Annotated in this window: 14 protein-coding genes; 4 read left to right on the top strand and 10 right to left on the bottom strand. The window is 67.3% G+C overall.

Annotated elements, in window-relative coordinates; translation table 11 throughout:
- The coding region (locus tag AOZ53_RS26040; protein WP_156333522.1) for a phosphate acyltransferase at positions 1-209 on the top strand (209 nt) is incomplete at its 5' end.
- A gap of 95 nt (positions 210-304) precedes the next feature.
- Here AOZ53_RS26040 and AOZ53_RS26035 read toward each other — a convergent pair.
- The 3 genes from AOZ53_RS26035 to AOZ53_RS26025 all read right to left on the bottom strand — a co-directional run bounded on the left by AOZ53_RS26035 (position 305) and on the right by AOZ53_RS26025 (position 1,814).
- Complete coding sequence (locus AOZ53_RS26035; protein ID WP_054428652.1) at positions 305-679, bottom strand: hypothetical protein; 375 nt, start codon at positions 677-679, stop codon at positions 305-307.
- Between the two features lie 194 nt (positions 680-873).
- Positions 874-1,233 carry a DUF4148 domain-containing protein gene (locus AOZ53_RS26030; RefSeq protein WP_054428651.1) on the bottom strand — a complete coding sequence of 120 codons (360 nt, stop codon included), beginning with the start codon at positions 1,231-1,233 and terminating at the stop codon, positions 874-876.
- Between the two features lie 365 nt (positions 1,234-1,598).
- Positions 1,599-1,814 (bottom strand): SlyX family protein, encoded by a 216-nt coding sequence (locus AOZ53_RS26025; RefSeq protein ID WP_006391018.1) that lies wholly within the window; start codon positions 1,812-1,814, stop codon positions 1,599-1,601.
- Positions 1,815-1,925: 111 nt separating this feature from the next.
- Here AOZ53_RS26025 and AOZ53_RS26020 point away from each other — a divergent pair, with 111 nt between their 5' ends.
- Both AOZ53_RS26020 and AOZ53_RS26015 read left to right on the top strand, forming a co-directional pair.
- Positions 1,926-3,977: a TonB-dependent receptor gene (locus AOZ53_RS26020; protein ID WP_054489975.1), complete on the top strand. Its 2,052-nt coding sequence runs from the start codon at positions 1,926-1,928 to the stop codon at positions 3,975-3,977.
- Between the two features lie 140 nt (positions 3,978-4,117).
- On the top strand, positions 4,118-5,251 hold the full coding sequence (locus AOZ53_RS26015; protein WP_156333521.1) for a hypothetical protein: 1,134 nt from the start codon (positions 4,118-4,120) through the stop codon (positions 5,249-5,251).
- Between the two features lie 42 nt (positions 5,252-5,293).
- Here the strand turns inward: AOZ53_RS26015 and AOZ53_RS26010 are convergent, their stop codons facing one another.
- The gene (locus AOZ53_RS26010) at positions 5,294-5,911 is read right to left on the bottom strand and encodes a nitrogen fixation protein NifQ (RefSeq protein WP_054489957.1); all 618 of its coding nucleotides are present in this window, start codon (positions 5,909-5,911) and stop codon (positions 5,294-5,296) included.
- Between the two features lie 159 nt (positions 5,912-6,070).
- On the opposite strand from AOZ53_RS26010, the gene AOZ53_RS26005 reads away from it, so the two are divergent.
- Positions 6,071-8,608, top strand: coding sequence for an ankyrin repeat domain-containing protein (locus AOZ53_RS26005; protein WP_369816854.1), 2,538 nt, complete (start codon positions 6,071-6,073; stop codon positions 8,606-8,608).
- Positions 8,609-8,699: 91 nt separating this feature from the next.
- Here AOZ53_RS26005 and cyoD read toward each other — a convergent pair whose 3' ends face one another.
- The 6 genes from cyoD to AOZ53_RS25975 form a co-directional block, all read right to left on the bottom strand.
- A complete protein-coding gene (gene cyoD, locus AOZ53_RS26000; RefSeq protein ID WP_006391013.1) occupies positions 8,700-9,050 on the bottom strand; it encodes a cytochrome o ubiquinol oxidase subunit IV in 351 nt (116 codons plus the stop codon).
- The gene (gene cyoC / locus AOZ53_RS25995) at positions 9,050-9,664 is read right to left on the bottom strand and encodes a cytochrome o ubiquinol oxidase subunit III (RefSeq protein ID WP_006387443.1); all 615 of its coding nucleotides are present in this window, start codon (positions 9,662-9,664) and stop codon (positions 9,050-9,052) included. Before cyoC ends, cyoD begins: the two co-directional genes overlap by 1 nt.
- 3 nt (positions 9,665-9,667) lie before the next feature.
- Positions 9,668-11,644 (bottom strand): cytochrome o ubiquinol oxidase subunit I, encoded by a 1,977-nt coding sequence (gene cyoB, locus AOZ53_RS25990; protein ID WP_054428647.1) that lies wholly within the window; start codon positions 11,642-11,644, stop codon positions 9,668-9,670.
- A complete protein-coding gene (gene cyoA / locus AOZ53_RS25985; protein ID WP_054428646.1) occupies positions 11,644-12,555 on the bottom strand; it encodes a ubiquinol oxidase subunit II in 912 nt (303 codons plus the stop codon). The genes cyoB and cyoA overlap by 1 nt, the downstream gene beginning before the upstream one ends.
- Positions 12,556-12,813: 258 nt before the next feature.
- Entirely contained in the window at positions 12,814-13,368 is a 555-nt protein-coding gene (locus tag AOZ53_RS25980) for a response regulator transcription factor (protein ID WP_369816853.1), read from the bottom strand.
- A gap of 1 nt (position 13,369) precedes the next feature.
- A complete protein-coding gene (locus tag AOZ53_RS25975; protein ID WP_054489953.1) occupies positions 13,370-14,572 on the bottom strand; it encodes an ATP-binding protein in 1,203 nt (400 codons plus the stop codon).
- Positions 14,573-14,673 lie beyond the last annotated feature (101 nt).

Raw genomic sequence — 14,673 nt, 5'->3', positions numbered from 1 at the left:
AGGCCAACCTGCTGGTGTGCCCGAACGTGGACGCCGGCAACATCGCCTACAACCTGCTCAAGACGGCGGCCGGCGGCAACGTCGCGGTCGGTCCGATCCTGCTGGGCGCCAACGCGCCGGTGCACATCCTGACCTCCAGCTCGACCGTGCGCCGCATCATTAACATGACGGCCCTGACGGTGCTGGACGCCAACCGCGTCGAAGCCTGATCGCCGCGCGGTCGCGCGCGACCGCAAGGCAAAACGCCCGCTTCATCGCATGATGAAGCGGGCGTTTTTCATTGCCGGCAAAGCCGGCCGGCGGCTTAGTTGGCGCTGGCCTTCCAGGTGCCGTCGGGCTGCTTGCAGAACCAGAACTTCCAGGTTTCGGTGGTGCTGGTGCGCGCGAAATCGCCTTCCAGCAGGCGGCAGGTGCGATCGCCCGCCGTGCTGGTCTGCAACGGCGTGATCTTGGCGGTGATCGGCGCGGCCTTGCGCTTGGGCGTGCTGGACCAGTTCACGCTCTGGCCGTCGGCGGCGCTGTTCAGCGCTTGCGCCACCGCCTCGTGGAAGGCCGGTTTGTCGGCCTTTGAGATCTGCGTGATGAGGGCGTTGTTCAACATGACGGCGGGCGCCGCCAGGACCGGCCCGGACGCGACGCCGGCGGCGAGTGCGAAAGCGATGAGACGGATGGTTTTCATTGCGGACTCCCTCGTTGTTGTCAGGGCCGCGCGGGCAGCCCATTGATGGTCAGGACCGATGGTACGCGAAGCGTCGGCGTCTTGTCTCGATCCGCCCGCGGCCAGGGGCCGCGGCTTGCGCACACGCAAAAAAAGCCGCCCGGCAGGGGCGGCCAAGGTACAACAAGGGGAGGGGTAAATCGATCGGCGCCGACTCAGTTGGCGCGGTGGTAGGCGCCCGAGAACGGCATGTCGTTGGGTTCGACGTTCGAGACCTGGCCGGCGGCCTTGGCGGCGGCCAGTTCGGCTTCCACCTGGGCGCGGGTCACGCCCGATTGGGGGGCGCCGTACACGCCCTGGAACGGCATGTCGTTGGGTTCGACGTTCGAGACCTGGCCAGCGGCCTTGGCGGCGGCGAGTTCCGCCTGCACCTGGGCACGGGTCGGGCCTTCATACGGGGTGCCGTAGACGCCCTGGAAGGGCACGTTGTTCGGTTCGATGTTCTGCGAGGCGTAGGCGCCGGCGCTCAGGGCGGCCAGGGACATCAGCAAAGCGGTGGCAAGGGTCTTTTTCATGGTGAATCTCCGATTTCAGAAGCCGGGGAGCGAATCGGCGGCCTATCCGTCGTAGTTCGTTGTTGTTTCCCGATGGCTCTATAGTGCGCCGGATATCACTAGGGATAAACCCGTATATCGGTAAAAGATCTTTCCATAAATGGAAGGAATAAGTAATTTCGAGCAATTAGTCGCCATCAATGGCAGCGATAGCCGGCGCAACGCCTTGCTGGAGCGCGGCGTGGAGAAGGGGGGAATGGCACGATGCCGGCAACAGGCGGCAGGCGATCCGGGCAGGCCGGGCGAGCTGTGGCGGGTGGGGGCGTTGGGGCAGACGGGAGCGACGGGACGCCCTGGAGCGGCCGGGCGGCCGCCCGCGGCCGGGGTCAGTAATGCGGCGGCAGTTCGTCGCGCAGGCTGCGGAACGGCGCCGCGCCCTCGGGCGCCTGCTGGCGCAGGTCGGCCACCTCGCGTTGCAGGCGGTCGATCTGTTGTTGCTGGCGCACGATGATCTGGTTCAACTGTTCCAGCAGGTCGTCGGCGAAACTGGCCTTGACTTCCAGGTCCAGCAGCCGGCGTTCGATGTCTTGCGAGTTTTCCATGGGAGTATTAGAACCCATTCCCCGCGACCCGCGCGCAAGGAGATCCGATTGACCGACGCACGACGCCGCCGTGGCGTGTTGGCCCGCCCGATCCTGCACAGCCTGCTCGGCATGGCGCCGGCCGTGGCCGCCATGGCCGAATCGCAGGCGCCGCAACTGGCGCCGGTCGTGGTGAGCGGCACCCGCCTGGGCGCGTCGCCCCTGGAAACCCCGGCCTCGGTGGACATCGTCGAGGGCGCGGAGATGCGCCGCGCCCAGCCGGGCATCAACCTGTCCGAGGGCCTGGCGGGCGTGCCGGGCCTGCAGATCCAGAACCGGCAGAACTACGCGCAGGATCTGCAGCTGTCCAGCCGCGGCTTCGGCGCGCGCTCCACGTTCGGCGTGCGCGGGGTGCGGCTGTATGTGGACGGCATCCCGGCCACCATGCCCGACGGGCAGGGCCAGACCTCCAACATCGACATCGGCTCGCTTGGCCGGGTCGAGGTGCTGCGCGGCCCGTTCTCGGCGCTGTACGGCAATTCCTCGGGCGGCGTGATCCTGGCCTATACCGAGGACGGGGCGGTGCCGTCCGAAATCGGCGCGTCGGCCTGGGCCGGCAGCGACCACACCTGGCGCTACGGCGCCAAGGCCTCGGGCACGTCCGGCGACCTGGACTACGTGCTCGATCTGTCGCGCATGACCACCGACGGCTACCGCGACCACGGCGCGGCGCGCAAGAACCTGGGCAACGCCAGGCTGGGGGTGCGGCTGGACGACGCCAGCCATTTGACGATCGTGGCCAACAGCGTCGACCTGAGGGCGCAGGACCCGCTCGGCCTGACCTACGCGCAGTTCCAGGACGCGCCGCGCAGCGCCGACCTGGCCGCGCAGTACGACACCCGCAAGACCGTGCGCCAGACGCAGGGCGGACTGGTCTACGAACGCCACGTCGACGGCGCCAACACCTTGCGCCTGATGCTGTACTACGGCCAGCGCGACACCACCCAGTTCCAGGCCATCCCGCCCGCGGCGCAGGCGGCGCCGACCCAGGCGGGCGGCGTGATCGACCTGCGGCGCCGCTATGGCGGCGCCGATCTGCGCTGGACCTCGGAGCTGGGGCCGGCGCAGCGGCCGCTGACCCTGGTCGGCGGCTTTGCCTACGACACCATGCGCGAGAACCGCAAGGGCTACCAGAACTTCACGGGCGAGGGCGCCAGCCGCCAGCTTGGCGTGCAGGGCGCGCTGCGGCGAGACGAAACCAACACGGTCTACAACGCCGATCCCTACCTGCAGGCCTCGTGGCGGGTCGCGCCGCGCTGGACGCTGGACGCCGGCCTACGCTACAGCACGGTGGACTTCCGCTCGCGCGACCACTATGTCGCGCCCGGCAATGGCGATGACAGCGGCGACGCGCGCTACCGCCGCGCGCTGCCGGTGGCCGCGGTGCGCTACCAGCCCGATGCGCGGACCAGCCTGTATGCCTCGTACGGCCGGGGTTTCGAAACCCCGACGCTCAATGAACTGTCGTACCGGCCGGGCGGCCTGCCCGGCCTGAATTTCGCGCTGGCGCCGGCGCTCGGCACCCATGCCGAAGCCGGCGTGAAGACCGGCCTGGCCGGCGGCCAACTGACCGCCGCGGTGTTCCATGTGTCGACCGAAAACGAAATCGTCTCGGCCGGCAGCACGGGCGGCCGCGCCACGTTCCGCAACGCCGGCCGCACGCGCCGCGACGGCGTGGAGCTGGGCTGGTCCGCCGGATTCGCCGGCCATTGGCGCGCGCAGCTGGCGTACACCTGGCTCGATGCGCGCTACCGCGACGACGGCGGCGGCGACATCCGCGCCGGCAACCGCATCCCGGGCATCGCGCGGCAGTCGGCCTACGCCTCGGTCGGCTGGGCGCCGCCGCAGGGGTGGCAGGCGGGCATCGAGGCCCGCTACCTGAGCCGCCTGTACGCCAACGATGCCAACGACGCGGTCGCGCCGGGCTATGTCGTGGCGGCGTTGTCCGCCGGCTACGTGAAACAGGCGGGGCCGTGGGAATGGCGCGCCCATGCGCGGGTCGACAACCTGTTCGACCGGCGCTATGCCGGATCGGTCATCGTCAACGAGAGCAACGGCCGCTACTACGAACCGGCGCCGGGACGCGGCGTGGGCGTGGGGCTGGGGGCGACGTATCGCTATTGAGGCAGGCGCTGGCGCGGGACGCCGCGGCGCGCGCGCCGGGAACGAGGGCAGGCCGAAATGTCGGACGGTTTGCCGGGTCGAGGCTTTAGGGGTGACCGATAAAATAGTTTTTACATTCTGATCATCCGGGAGCATCGATCGTGGCTGCAAGACTGAAGGGGCCACGCGCCTGGATCGCGGGGCTGGTTGCTGTCCTTGCGCTGTTGCCGAGGCTGGGGCATGCGCAAGCGGGTGTGCAAGGATGCAGATTGCTCGATGGTGGCGACACCGTGACGTTCCAAATACCGCCGTCGGTCAGTTTCGATCTTGATCGCCAGTTGCCCGGCGGCTCCATTATTTACATCAGCAAGAGCTATGAGTTCAGGTATCGCTGTTTCAACAATGCCACGACTCCGAAGCGGGTAGCGCTCGTGGTCCTTGGCGACTATGAGCCGATCAGGAACTCCCTGAGAGAAGCCTCGTTGAGGCTGTCAATCGTTTACGACAGCCTTTTTAAGGGGCAATGGAGCCCGGATCCCTTGTATCCGACGTACTTACCCTACTTCAGTGTCGATGAGCCTTACCTGGGGGATACCGGCGAACGCATCGGGCGCATCCTCATGGTTCTGAATTTGGAACAGAGGGTCTTGAAGCCCCTGCGTGCGTTCCTACCCGCCACGCATGCGTTCAAGTTGGTCGCGGATGAAAGCTCCTTGACGGCGCCTGGCATTTTCTTGAACACCACGCCCTCGCGTTTCCAGTATGTCCCCTCCTGCGTCGGCTCGGTCAATGTCGATAACACGGTCACATTCGACACGGTGTTGACGACGGCAAGCTACAACGGCAAGTTGCCGCAGGCCAAGCCGTTCAATCTGACGGCGCGCATCAATAGTCCGGCGGCCTGCCCGGGGTTGGAGTCGCTGACAGGCCCGCCGGCTTCCAGCAATCCCCTGGACGGGTTCTTCTTGCCTACTGTCGTGTCATTCCTGCCGCAAAGCGGCGAACGCACGGATATTTTCGACCGGGAGATTTTCCTGAAGAATGCCAATGGTCAGGAGAACGGCCTGAAACTGAGCATCACCAATGCCGCCAACCAGCAGGTCAAGTTCGGTCCCGTTCCGATGGATCAGTACGGCATATCAGATGTCCGTTACGTCGGCAATGCAGGCCCGACACTGTACGACACCAAATTGTCAGCGACCCAGGCGTACACGGCGCATCTCGAACGGACTGGCGCCGAGCTGAAGACCGGTAGCTACAGCGCGCAGGTGCTCGTCAAGCTAACCTGGTTCTGAGCCGGCGCAGGGCGCAGGCGCCGCGCGCCCTCAAGCGCCGGCTCAACGCCGGCCGCCATCCCCATAGCAGAACCCATGGTCCTCGCAGTCCGCACAGCCGGGCGCGGCGGCGGCGGGCTGGCCGGCATGCTCGAACGCGGAATACGCCAGGAACTTCTTCCAGCGCAGATTTTGCGTGTTGCGCGCCACCAGGCCGGGATAGTGGCGCGTCAGCAGCGCGGTGACGTCCTCGCGTCCGGTCAGGCCCAGGTCGCGCCACAGGTGGTCGGGGCGCAGGCAGGCTTGCGCCAGCACGCTGGTGACCCAGGCGGTGGTCGAGGCCTGGCCGCTACAGGCATCGAGCAGCACGCGCAGCAGCCGCGTGAAATCCGCTTGCGGGCTGGCCAGGCCGCGCGCCGCGTAAGCCAGCAGTTGCGCCCGCAGGTTGGCATAGGCCGGCGCGGAGCCGGCCTGCGCGCCAGGGAACAGGTTGGCCAGCACTTCGGCCAGTTCGGTCGGCGACAGGCCGGTGCGGGCCAGGTCGCGATGCGCCAGGCTCTTGCCGATCACCGTCGCGAAAAAGCGGGTGTCGGGATGGCCGGGCACGGCCTGCTCCAGCAGGCTACAGGTCAGGGCATCGATGTCCCGGGCGGGCGGGGCGGCGGTCAGGACGGCATCCATGGCGGTTCAAGGCAAGATTTGAAGGAATCGTTATATGCTGAAATATATAACGAAGGGGGGATGACCCTTTCTGCGATGTGTCAAAGCCGCCGGCATCGGGCGCGGCGGCGGACAGATGGGGCGGTATCATCGGCCCGCTTCCCATTACAGGTCCCCACGATGTCCCGTCTTGCCCCTCTTGCGGTTCCCCGCCGTTTCGGCGCCGTTGCGCTGGCGCTGGCCGGCCTGTTCGCCATGTCCGCGCCGCCGCCCGTCGCGGCGCACGACATCGGCGCCGCCATCGAGGCCATGCGGCTGGGCCGCTATCCGCTGCGCGAGCCCGAGCGCCGTGTCTGGGGCACTGAAAATGCCAAGGACGCCTTGCTGGTCGGCCAGCTGGAAAACCGCCTGTTCCTGTATCGCTATCTGCGGCCGGGCGGCGCGGGCTCGCCCTCCGAGCTGGCGTTCCGTTCGCGGGCGCTGGTGATCGACCCGGCGGCGTGGCGCGCCGACCGCGCGGAAAATGTCAGTGTCACGGCGCCGCGCGACGGCCAGGTCTTCTATTGGGTGACCTACACCTATCCCGATGCCGCCGAGGGCCGCGCCGATGGCTTCCTGGTGGATGCCTCCGGGGCCGTGATCCGCGTGCAGGCCGATGCCGCACGGGTGGTGGCGACGGCCGACCAGCCCTGGGACGAGACGCGCCGCGCGCAGGCGCTGGCCACGCTCAAGCCGGCGCTGGCGGGGTATCCGAGCCGCTTGCCGGCGTGGCCCGCGGACGTGCGCTTCGAGACGCGGCCGGCGGGCGATGTGCCGGCCGCGTTTCGCGCCTTGCACCAGGCGGTGCGCGCCATCCCGCGCGCCAAGGCCGCCGAGTTCGGCCGCGCGCTGGCGGACCTGCGGCGCTTCATGCTGGAACACGACTATCGCGAGATCGACCCGGCGGGCAAGGACGCCGAGGCGCTGACCGCGTTGAACGACTATGGCTTCTGGCTGGGCGAGTCGGGCCGGGGCGGCGAGCTGGCCGAAGCGGAGCGGGTGCTGGGCGAGGTGCTGCGCCGCGACCCGGCGCGCACACCGGCCTACCTGAACCGCGCCGATGCGCGCCTCAAGTTGCGCGACCGGCAGCGCGAGCTGCGCGACTATTACGAGACGCTGGCGCGGGAGGACTTCCGCCAATACTGCTCGCGCCGCCTGGCGGCGGGCGAAGCGATGCCGGCGAACGTGGCCGCCCGTATCGGCGCCGCCCTGGACGCCAGGACGCTGGATGCCGCGGCGTGCCGGCCGCGGCTGGCGATCTTCGAGGCCATCCGCGCGGGCGACCTGGACGCGGTGCGCGCCGAACTGCGCGGCGGCCAGGATCCGAGCGGCGTCAACGAGTACGGCGTGTCGGCGCTCAGCGCCGCCACCTATGGCCGCCAGCCCGGGATGGTGCGGGCGTTGCTGGCGGCCGGCGCCAAGGTCGACGGTCCCAATCGCGGCGCGCCGCTGCTGGCCGCGGCCCTGCCGCCGTCGGGCGACAGCCGCCCGGCGGCCGAGCGCTATGCGTTGGCCGACGTCCTGATCGCCGCCGGCGCTTCGCTGGAGGCGCCCGACTCGAATGGCACGCCGCTGCTGCTGCGGCGGGTGTCGTACTCGGCCGAGGACAAGGACACGCTCGACTACCTGCTGGCCAAGGGCGCCAACCCGAACGGCCGCGACAAGAGCGGCCGCTCGGTGCTGCACGCGGCCATGGGCAGCCCGTCGAAGTTCTGGTTCGCCGACAAGCTGCTGGCCAAGGGGGCGGACATCAATGCCGTCTACATCCGCATGTATTACGGCGACCAGGCCATGTGGGAAACGCCGTTGCTGGAAGCGCTGCGCGAGTCGCCCAGCGGCGAGCTCTCGCCGCAGACCGTGTATCCGGTGTCCGAGCGCGTGGCGTTCGCGCTGGCGCACGGCGCCGACCCGACGGTGGGCGGCTATGGGCCGAAGGGCGGCCAGCAGCGCGCCGGCATGGACGAGGCCCTGAGCCTGGCGGCGCGGCAGATGTCGCCGGAACTGGTGGACCGCCTGGCGCAGGCCGCCGCCGGCAAGCCGCGCGCGCCGCTGACGGCGGCGCCGCTGTCGAGCCTGCTGCGGCAATGGAACGAGGTCGAGAACCGCGCCGACGCGCAAGGCAATGGCCCGCAATGGGATGGCCTGCGCGCGCGCTTGCGCGCCACCGCCGAGCGGCTGCTGGCGGCGGGGGCGCCGCTGGCCTATGACGGCAACCCCTCGGGCGTGACCCGCCGCGATGTCGCGCCGTTGTCGCTGCCCTGGCTGCCCGACGATCTGTACCTGGCCTGGTTGCAGGCGGGCGCCAATCCGTCGGATCGCAGCGACGGCGAACTGCGGCTGCGCGGCGTGGTGGACGCGGACGCCTTGCCCCTGGTCATCATGCTGCGGCTGGGCAACGATGCCAAGGCGCGCATGCTGCTGGAGCACGACGCCGGCCTGTACGCCACGCCGGCGCGCTGCGGCATGGCGGTGGCGGACATGCTGGCCTGGAAGCTGGGCGACAACGGGCCGCTGGGGCCGTCGGCCGCGCGGGCCTTGCGGCAGGTGCTGGATGGCGCGGCCCGGGCGCCGGCCTGCGACCTGGAGCAGGGCGCGCGGGTGCAGCCGTTCGTCGGGGTCAGCGCGCGTGAACTGGCGCAGCGCGCCGGCGTGACGCTGACGGTGAAGGCGCCGGACTGAGCCTCGGGCCATGTCCGCCAGGTTGCGGGCGCGGCCCGCCAAAAAAACAGGCGCCTCGCGGCGCCTGTCTGTCGTCATCGAATGACGGGTCTTACATGGCGTGGCCCATGTTGACGTTCATGTTGTACAGCACCCAGGCCGAACCCCCTACGATGATGGCGATGATCATCACGGTGAAGACGAACGTGGCCAGGTTGTCGCGGGCCGATTTCGAAGCGCCCATGTGCAGGAAGTACACCAGCTGCACCAGCAGCTGGAGCACGCACAGCGCCACCACGCCGATGATGGTGATGGTGTGGGACAGCGCGCCGCTCATCACCAGGCCGAACGAGCCGAAGGTGAGCAGGAGCGAAAGCACGAAACCGATGATGTAGGACTTCACGGTGCCGTGGTCGGCGGCGTGATCGTCGTGGCCGTGTGCGGCCGCAGCGGAGTGCGACATCAGAGGGCTCCCAGAAGATAGACGAAGGTGAAGACGCAGATCCAGACGATGTCCAGGAAGTGCCAGAACAGGCTCAGGCACGCCAGACGACGCTTGTTGATCGAGTCCAGGCCATGGCGGCGGATCATGTCGATCATGACGACGATCCAGATCAGGCCGAACGTCACGTGCAGGCCGTGCGTGCCGATCAGCGTGAAGAACGCCGACAGGTAGGCGCTGCGGCCGGGGCCCGCACCTTCGGTGATCAGGTGATGGAATTCATAGACTTCCATCGCGATGAAGCCCGCGCCGAACAGGAACGTGACCATCAACCAGCCGATTGCGCGGCTCTTGTTGTTGGCGTGGACGTTCAGGTTGGCCATGCCGAAAGTGAAGCTCGAGAACAGCAGCAACAGGGTTTCGACCAGCACGAACTTCAGGTCGAACAGTTCCTTGCCGGTGGGGCCGCCCGCGGTGGCGTTGGCCAGCACCGCGAACGTCGCGAACAGCACCGAAAAGATCAGCAAGTCGCTCATGAGGTAGACCCAGAAACCGAAAACGGTCTTGGATCCATCGTCATGGTGCGCGTGATCGTCGTGACCCGCGTGGGGGTGAGTGGCTACGGCTTGAATCATGGCTCAGGCGGCCTTCTGCATTTTTTCAAAGTGGGCGTTTTCGATGCGTTCGACTTCCGCGGCCGGGACCCAGTAGTCGACGTCGCGGTCATAGGCGCGGACGATGAACGAACCGATCATGCCGACGAAACCGACGATCGACAGCCACCAGATGTGCCAGATCAGGGCAAAGCACATGACCAGGCCGAACGCGCCGATGAAGACGCCGGCGGCGGTGTTCTTCGGCATGTGGATGTCTTCGTACTTGGCCGGGCGCTTGTAGGCCTTGCCGCTCTGCTTGTCTTCCCAGAACTGGTCCAGTTCATCGACGTGAGGAACATGGGCGAAGTTGTAGAAAGGCGCGGGCGACGAGATCGACCATTCCAGGGTGCGGCCATCCCAGGGATCGCCGGTGATGTCCTGGTTCTGCTTGCGCTGGCGCACGGACACGAACACTTGCTGCAGCAGGAACCAGATGCCCAGCATGATCAGCGCGGCGCCGGCCAGCGCGACCAGCAGGTAGGGCTGCCATTCGGGGTTGTCGTAGTGGTTCAGGCGACGCGTCATGCCCTTGAAGCCCAGGATGTACAGGGGCATGAAGGCCAGGAAGAAGCCGACGAACCAGCAGTAGAACGAGTAGCGGCCCAGGCGTTCGTTCAGTTTGAAGCCGAAAGCCTTGGGGAACCAGTAGGTCATGCCGGCGATGCAACCGAACACCACGCCACCGATGATGGTGTTGTGGAAGTGGGCGATCAGGAACAGGCTGTTGTGCAGCACGAACGACACGCCGGGGATGGCCAGCATCACGCCGGTCATGCCGCCGATGACGAACACCAGCATGAAGCCCAGCGTCCACAGCACCGGCGTGGTGATGCGCAGGCGGCCGCGGTAGATGGTGAACAGCCAGTTGAAGATCTTCGCGCCCGTCGGGATCGAGATGATCATTGTGGCAATGCCGAAGAACGCGTTGACGTTGGCCCCCGCGCCCATGGTGAAGAAGTGGTGCAGCCAGACCAGGAACGACAGCACGCCGATGGCGGCCGTGGCGTAGACCATGGACTTGTAGCCGAACAGGGTCTTGCGGGCGAACGTGGCGACCACTTCGGAGTACACGCCGAAGGCCGGCAGCACCAGGATGTAGACCTCGGGGTGGCCCCAGATCCAGATCAGGTTCACGTACATCATGACGTTGCCGCCCATGTCGTTCGTGAAGAAGTGCGTGCCCAGATAGCGGTCGGCGGTCAGCAGCGCCAGCGTGGCGGCCAGCACCGGGAAGGCGGCCACGATCAGGACGTTGGTGACCAGCGAGGTCCAGGTGAAGATCGGCATCTTCATCAGGGTCATGCCCGGCGCGCGCATGCGCAGGATGGTGACGATGAAGTTGATGCCGCTGAGCGTTGTGCCCAGCCCGGAGATCTGCAGCGCCCAGATGTAGTAGTCGACCCCGACACTTGGGCTGTAATCGAGCCCGGACAGCGGCGGATAGGCGAGCCAGCCGGTCGCGGCGAATTCACCGACGAACAGCGAGATCATCATCAGCGCGACGCCGGCGCCGAACAGCCAGAAGCTCAGCGAGTTCAGGAACGGGTAGGCCACGTCGCGGGCGCCGATCTGCAGCGGCACCACGATGTTCATCAGCCCGGTGATGAAGGGCATCGCCATGAAGAAAATCATGATGACGCCGTGGGCGGTGAAGATCTGGTCGTAGTGGTGGGGCGGCAGGAAGCCGGCGGAGTCGGCCGAGGCGACGGCCAACTGGGTACGCATCATGATGGCGTCGGCGAAGCCGCGCAGCAGCATGATCAGCGCGACGATGATGTACATCACGCCGATGCGCTTGTGGTCGACGGAGGTCAGCCATTCCGTCCAGAGGTACTTCCACTTGCCGAAGTAGGTGACGGCGCCGAAGACCGCCAGGCCTCCCAGGCACACGGCGGCCAGCGTAACCATGACGATGGGTTCATGGTACGGAATGGCCTCTAGGGTGAGTTTCCCGAACATTATTGATTCAATCCTGCGACAAGATTATTCGACGTGGGGGTGCACGTGGCATCGTCGACGCCGGCCATCTTGGACATGGTGCTGCCCAGGATGTAGTCGAACATGGACGGCGGCACCGAGGCGTACTTGACGACCGGGTTGCGCTCGCTGCGCTTGGTCAGTTCCTGGTACACCGCCGGAGTCAGCGAGGCGCCCGAAGCCTTGGCTTCCTTGACCCAGTTGTCGAAACCTTCCTGCGACGTGGCGATGGCCTTGAAGCGCATGCCGGAGAAGCCGGCGCCGCTGTAGTTGGCCGAGATGCCGGCGTAGGTGCCGGGCTCGCGCGCGTTCAGGTGCAGCTTGGTCTCCATGCCGGCCATCGAGTAGATCTGGCTGCCCAGCTGGGGAATGAAGAACGAGTTCATGACCGAGGCCGAGGTGATCCGGAAATTGACCGGGACGTCGACCGGGAACGCGATCTCATTGACCGTGGCGATGTCGTACTCGGGGTAGATGAACAGCCACTTCCAATCCAGCGACACCACCTCGATGGTGACCGGCTTGTGCTCGGAGACGAGCGGCTTGTAGGGATCGAGCGCGTGCGTGGAGCGCCAGGTGATCACGGCGAGGATCGCCACGATGATACATGGCACGGTCCAGACCACGACTTCGATCGCCGTGGAGTGGGCCCACTTGGGCTGGTAGTCGGCTTTGGTATTGGATGCGCGGTATTTCCAGGCAAACGTCAGGATCATGATGATGACCGGGATCACCACGATGAGCATCAGACCGGTTGCCGTGAACAGCAGGGTCTTTTCCTGAGCGCCAATGTCTCCCTTGGGGGAGAGGATTTCCATGTTGCAGCCGCCAAGCAGCATGACCGCGCCGACGCCGAAAATGCGCGTAAGGGTCGCAAGGAGGGGGTGTTTCACGTACAGCCTTGGATGGATGGTGGGAAATGCTGCGGAGCAGCAGACTGGAATGCTGCTAGGCAGCAACGTCCATCCTATCGGGTTGATTTGGGTCAAGGCTGCGACGAATGGTCGCATTGCCCGGCAGGCTTTTGCCCCCAAGGCGCCGTGTTAAGGGTTTTCCCAGGCGGGAGCGAGCTTTGCGGGGAGGGTGCAGGTGCGACGATATGTCGCACCTGCACAAAAGGGGATTGTTGCGATGTGTGGCATCCGCGCCAATCAGTCGACCAGGACTTCGCGTTCCGGCCCCGGTTTCTTGGCCAGCTTGCGCTGCAGGGAGCGCCGGTGCATGCCCAGCAGGCGGGCGGCGGCCGAGACGTTGCCGCCGGTCTCGTGCAGGGCCTGGTGGATGTGCTCCCATTCTAGGCGGTGCAGCGGCGTCATGGTGCTTTCGATCGTAACGCTTTCCGGCTTCACCAGGCCCAGGGTGCGCAGGATCATCGGCGCGGTGGCGGGCTTGGGCAGGTAGTCGTCGGCGCCGCGCTTGATGGCCTCGACCGCGGTGGCGACGCTGGCGTAGCCGGTGACCAGCAGGATGCGCATGTCGACGCGCAGGGCGCGAAGGGGACGGATCAGGGTCAGGCCGGAGTCTTCGCCCAGGCGCAGGTCGACCAGCGCGAAGGCCGGGCGGATCTCTTCGGCCACGCGCAGCGCTTCGGCGATGCCGGTGGCGGTTCGGGTTTCCAGGCCGCGGCGCGACAGGCTGCGCTGCAGGGTGCGCACGTAGAGCTCGTCGTCGTCGATCAGCAGGCCAAGATCGGTGGGATTCAACATATCAGGTCCCGGGAGTGCCGAGAGGCAAATAGAAACGGATGCGGGTGCCGCCACCCTCGGCGGCGGTCATGGTCATTTCACCGCCCATCTGCTCGACGGTGGCGTGCGACAGGGCCAGGCCGACGCCCAGGCCGCCCGGCTTGCCGCTGTTGAACAGGCTGATGGCCGGCAGCAGCGTGTGGTCGGGGTCGAAACCGCCGCCGTAGTCGCGCACTTCGCCGCGCAGGGCGCCATAGCCGTACTCCAGATGCAGGTCCACGCGCGGCTCGCTGGCGGCTTCGCCGGCGTCGGCCGCGTTGTTCAGCAGCGCCTGCAGCAGGTGGGCGATGGCCGGATCGACCCGCAGGCTGGCCGGCAGGGTGCCCGAGCGCTGCAGGTCGATGGTCGGCCGGATCAGGCGCCATTGCCCCACCACGCGCACCAGGTCCACGGCGGTTGGGACCGCCAGATTGCGGATGCGTTCCCGGCACAGGGCCAGCAGCTGGCTGAGGGTGGCGACATCCTGCTTGAGGTCGGGCTCCTTGACCTCGGCGGCGATCTCGTCGGCCAGCAGGGTCATGGTGGCCAGCGGGGTGTTCAGTTCGTGCGCCATGGCGGCGGCGTGGGTGGCCAGGGCGACGATGCCCTCGTTGCGGGTGAAGCGCTCGCGCAGCCGCGCCAGTTCGCGCTCGCGCGCCCGCAGGTCGGCGGCCAGGCGGGTGGTGAACACCAGCACGACCACCACGGAAATCAGGAAGTTGGCGCCCAGGCCCCACAGCAGCAGGGTGTGGGTGTTGACGTCGCCGCGTAGCGGCTGGCCGAAGATGGCGGCGGCGAAATAGCCGGAGATCCCCGCCAGCGCGGCGGCCAGCGCCCAGTTGCGCGGCAGCGCCAGCGCCGCCAGGGCGGTGAGGATCAGGAACATCATGCCGAACGGATTGCTCAGGCCGCCGCTCCAGCCCACCATCCAGGCCAGCACGGCCATGTCCACCAGCAGGTGGCCGAAGGCGGTGGCGTGCGACAGGTCGCGGCTGTGGCGCAGGCGCAGGCTGGCGTAGACGTTGAAGCCGATCAGCACGCCCACGCCGATCCATAGCGGCTCCAGCGGCAGGGCCAGGCCCAGCACGCTGCTGGCCACCAGGATGGTGGCGGCCTGGCCCGCGATGGCGAGCCAGCGCAGGCTGCAGAGGGTACGCAGGAAGGAAAAGGCGGAACTACCGGGCATATCCAGACACAGAGTTGCCGGTCTATCGCCGGCGGATCAGGCGTCCGGCTGCGCGGAACGCTGGCATCCGGCGCGGCGTGGGGCGCCGCGCTGCCGCCGGG

It is taken from the genome of Achromobacter sp. 2789STDY5608621, from assembly GCF_001299375.1.
Classification (GTDB): domain Bacteria; phylum Pseudomonadota; class Gammaproteobacteria; order Burkholderiales; family Burkholderiaceae_B; genus Achromobacter; species Achromobacter insuavis.
The sequence above is the reverse complement of the archived record's forward strand: the minus strand, read 5'-3'. Positions and strand labels throughout refer to the sequence as shown.

Bases quoted from the DNA above. Each gene is read 5' to 3' on its own strand.
- AOZ53_RS26035 (WP_054428652.1), bottom strand. From the start codon at position 679: ATGAAAACCATCCGTCTCATCGCTTTCGCACTCGCCGCCGGCGTCGCG.
- AOZ53_RS26030 (WP_054428651.1), bottom strand. From the start codon at position 1,233: ATGAAAAAGACCCTTGCCACCGCTTTGCTGATGTCCCTGGCCGCCCTG.
- AOZ53_RS26025 (WP_006391018.1), bottom strand. From the start codon at position 1,814: ATGGAAAACTCGCAAGACATCGAACGCCGGCTGCTGGACCTGGAAGTC.
- AOZ53_RS26020 (WP_054489975.1), top strand. From the start codon at position 1,926: ATGGCGCCGGCCGTGGCCGCCATGGCCGAATCGCAGGCGCCGCAACTG.
- AOZ53_RS26010 (WP_054489957.1), bottom strand. From the start codon at position 5,911: ATGGATGCCGTCCTGACCGCCGCCCCGCCCGCCCGGGACATCGATGCC.
- AOZ53_RS26005 (WP_369816854.1), top strand. From the start codon at position 6,071: ATGTCCCGTCTTGCCCCTCTTGCGGTTCCCCGCCGTTTCGGCGCCGTT.
- cyoD (WP_006391013.1), bottom strand. From the start codon at position 9,050: ATGTCGCACTCCGCTGCGGCCGCACACGGCCACGACGATCACGCCGCC.
- cyoC (WP_006387443.1), bottom strand. From the start codon at position 9,664: ATGATTCAAGCCGTAGCCACTCACCCCCACGCGGGTCACGACGATCAC.
- cyoB (WP_054428647.1), bottom strand. From the start codon at position 11,644: ATGTTCGGGAAACTCACCCTAGAGGCCATTCCGTACCATGAACCCATC.
- AOZ53_RS25980 (WP_369816853.1), bottom strand. From the start codon at position 13,368: ATGTTGAATCCCACCGATCTTGGCCTGCTGATCGACGACGACGAGCTC.
- AOZ53_RS25975 (WP_054489953.1), bottom strand. From the start codon at position 14,572: ATGCCCGGTAGTTCCGCCTTTTCCTTCCTGCGTACCCTCTGCAGCCTG.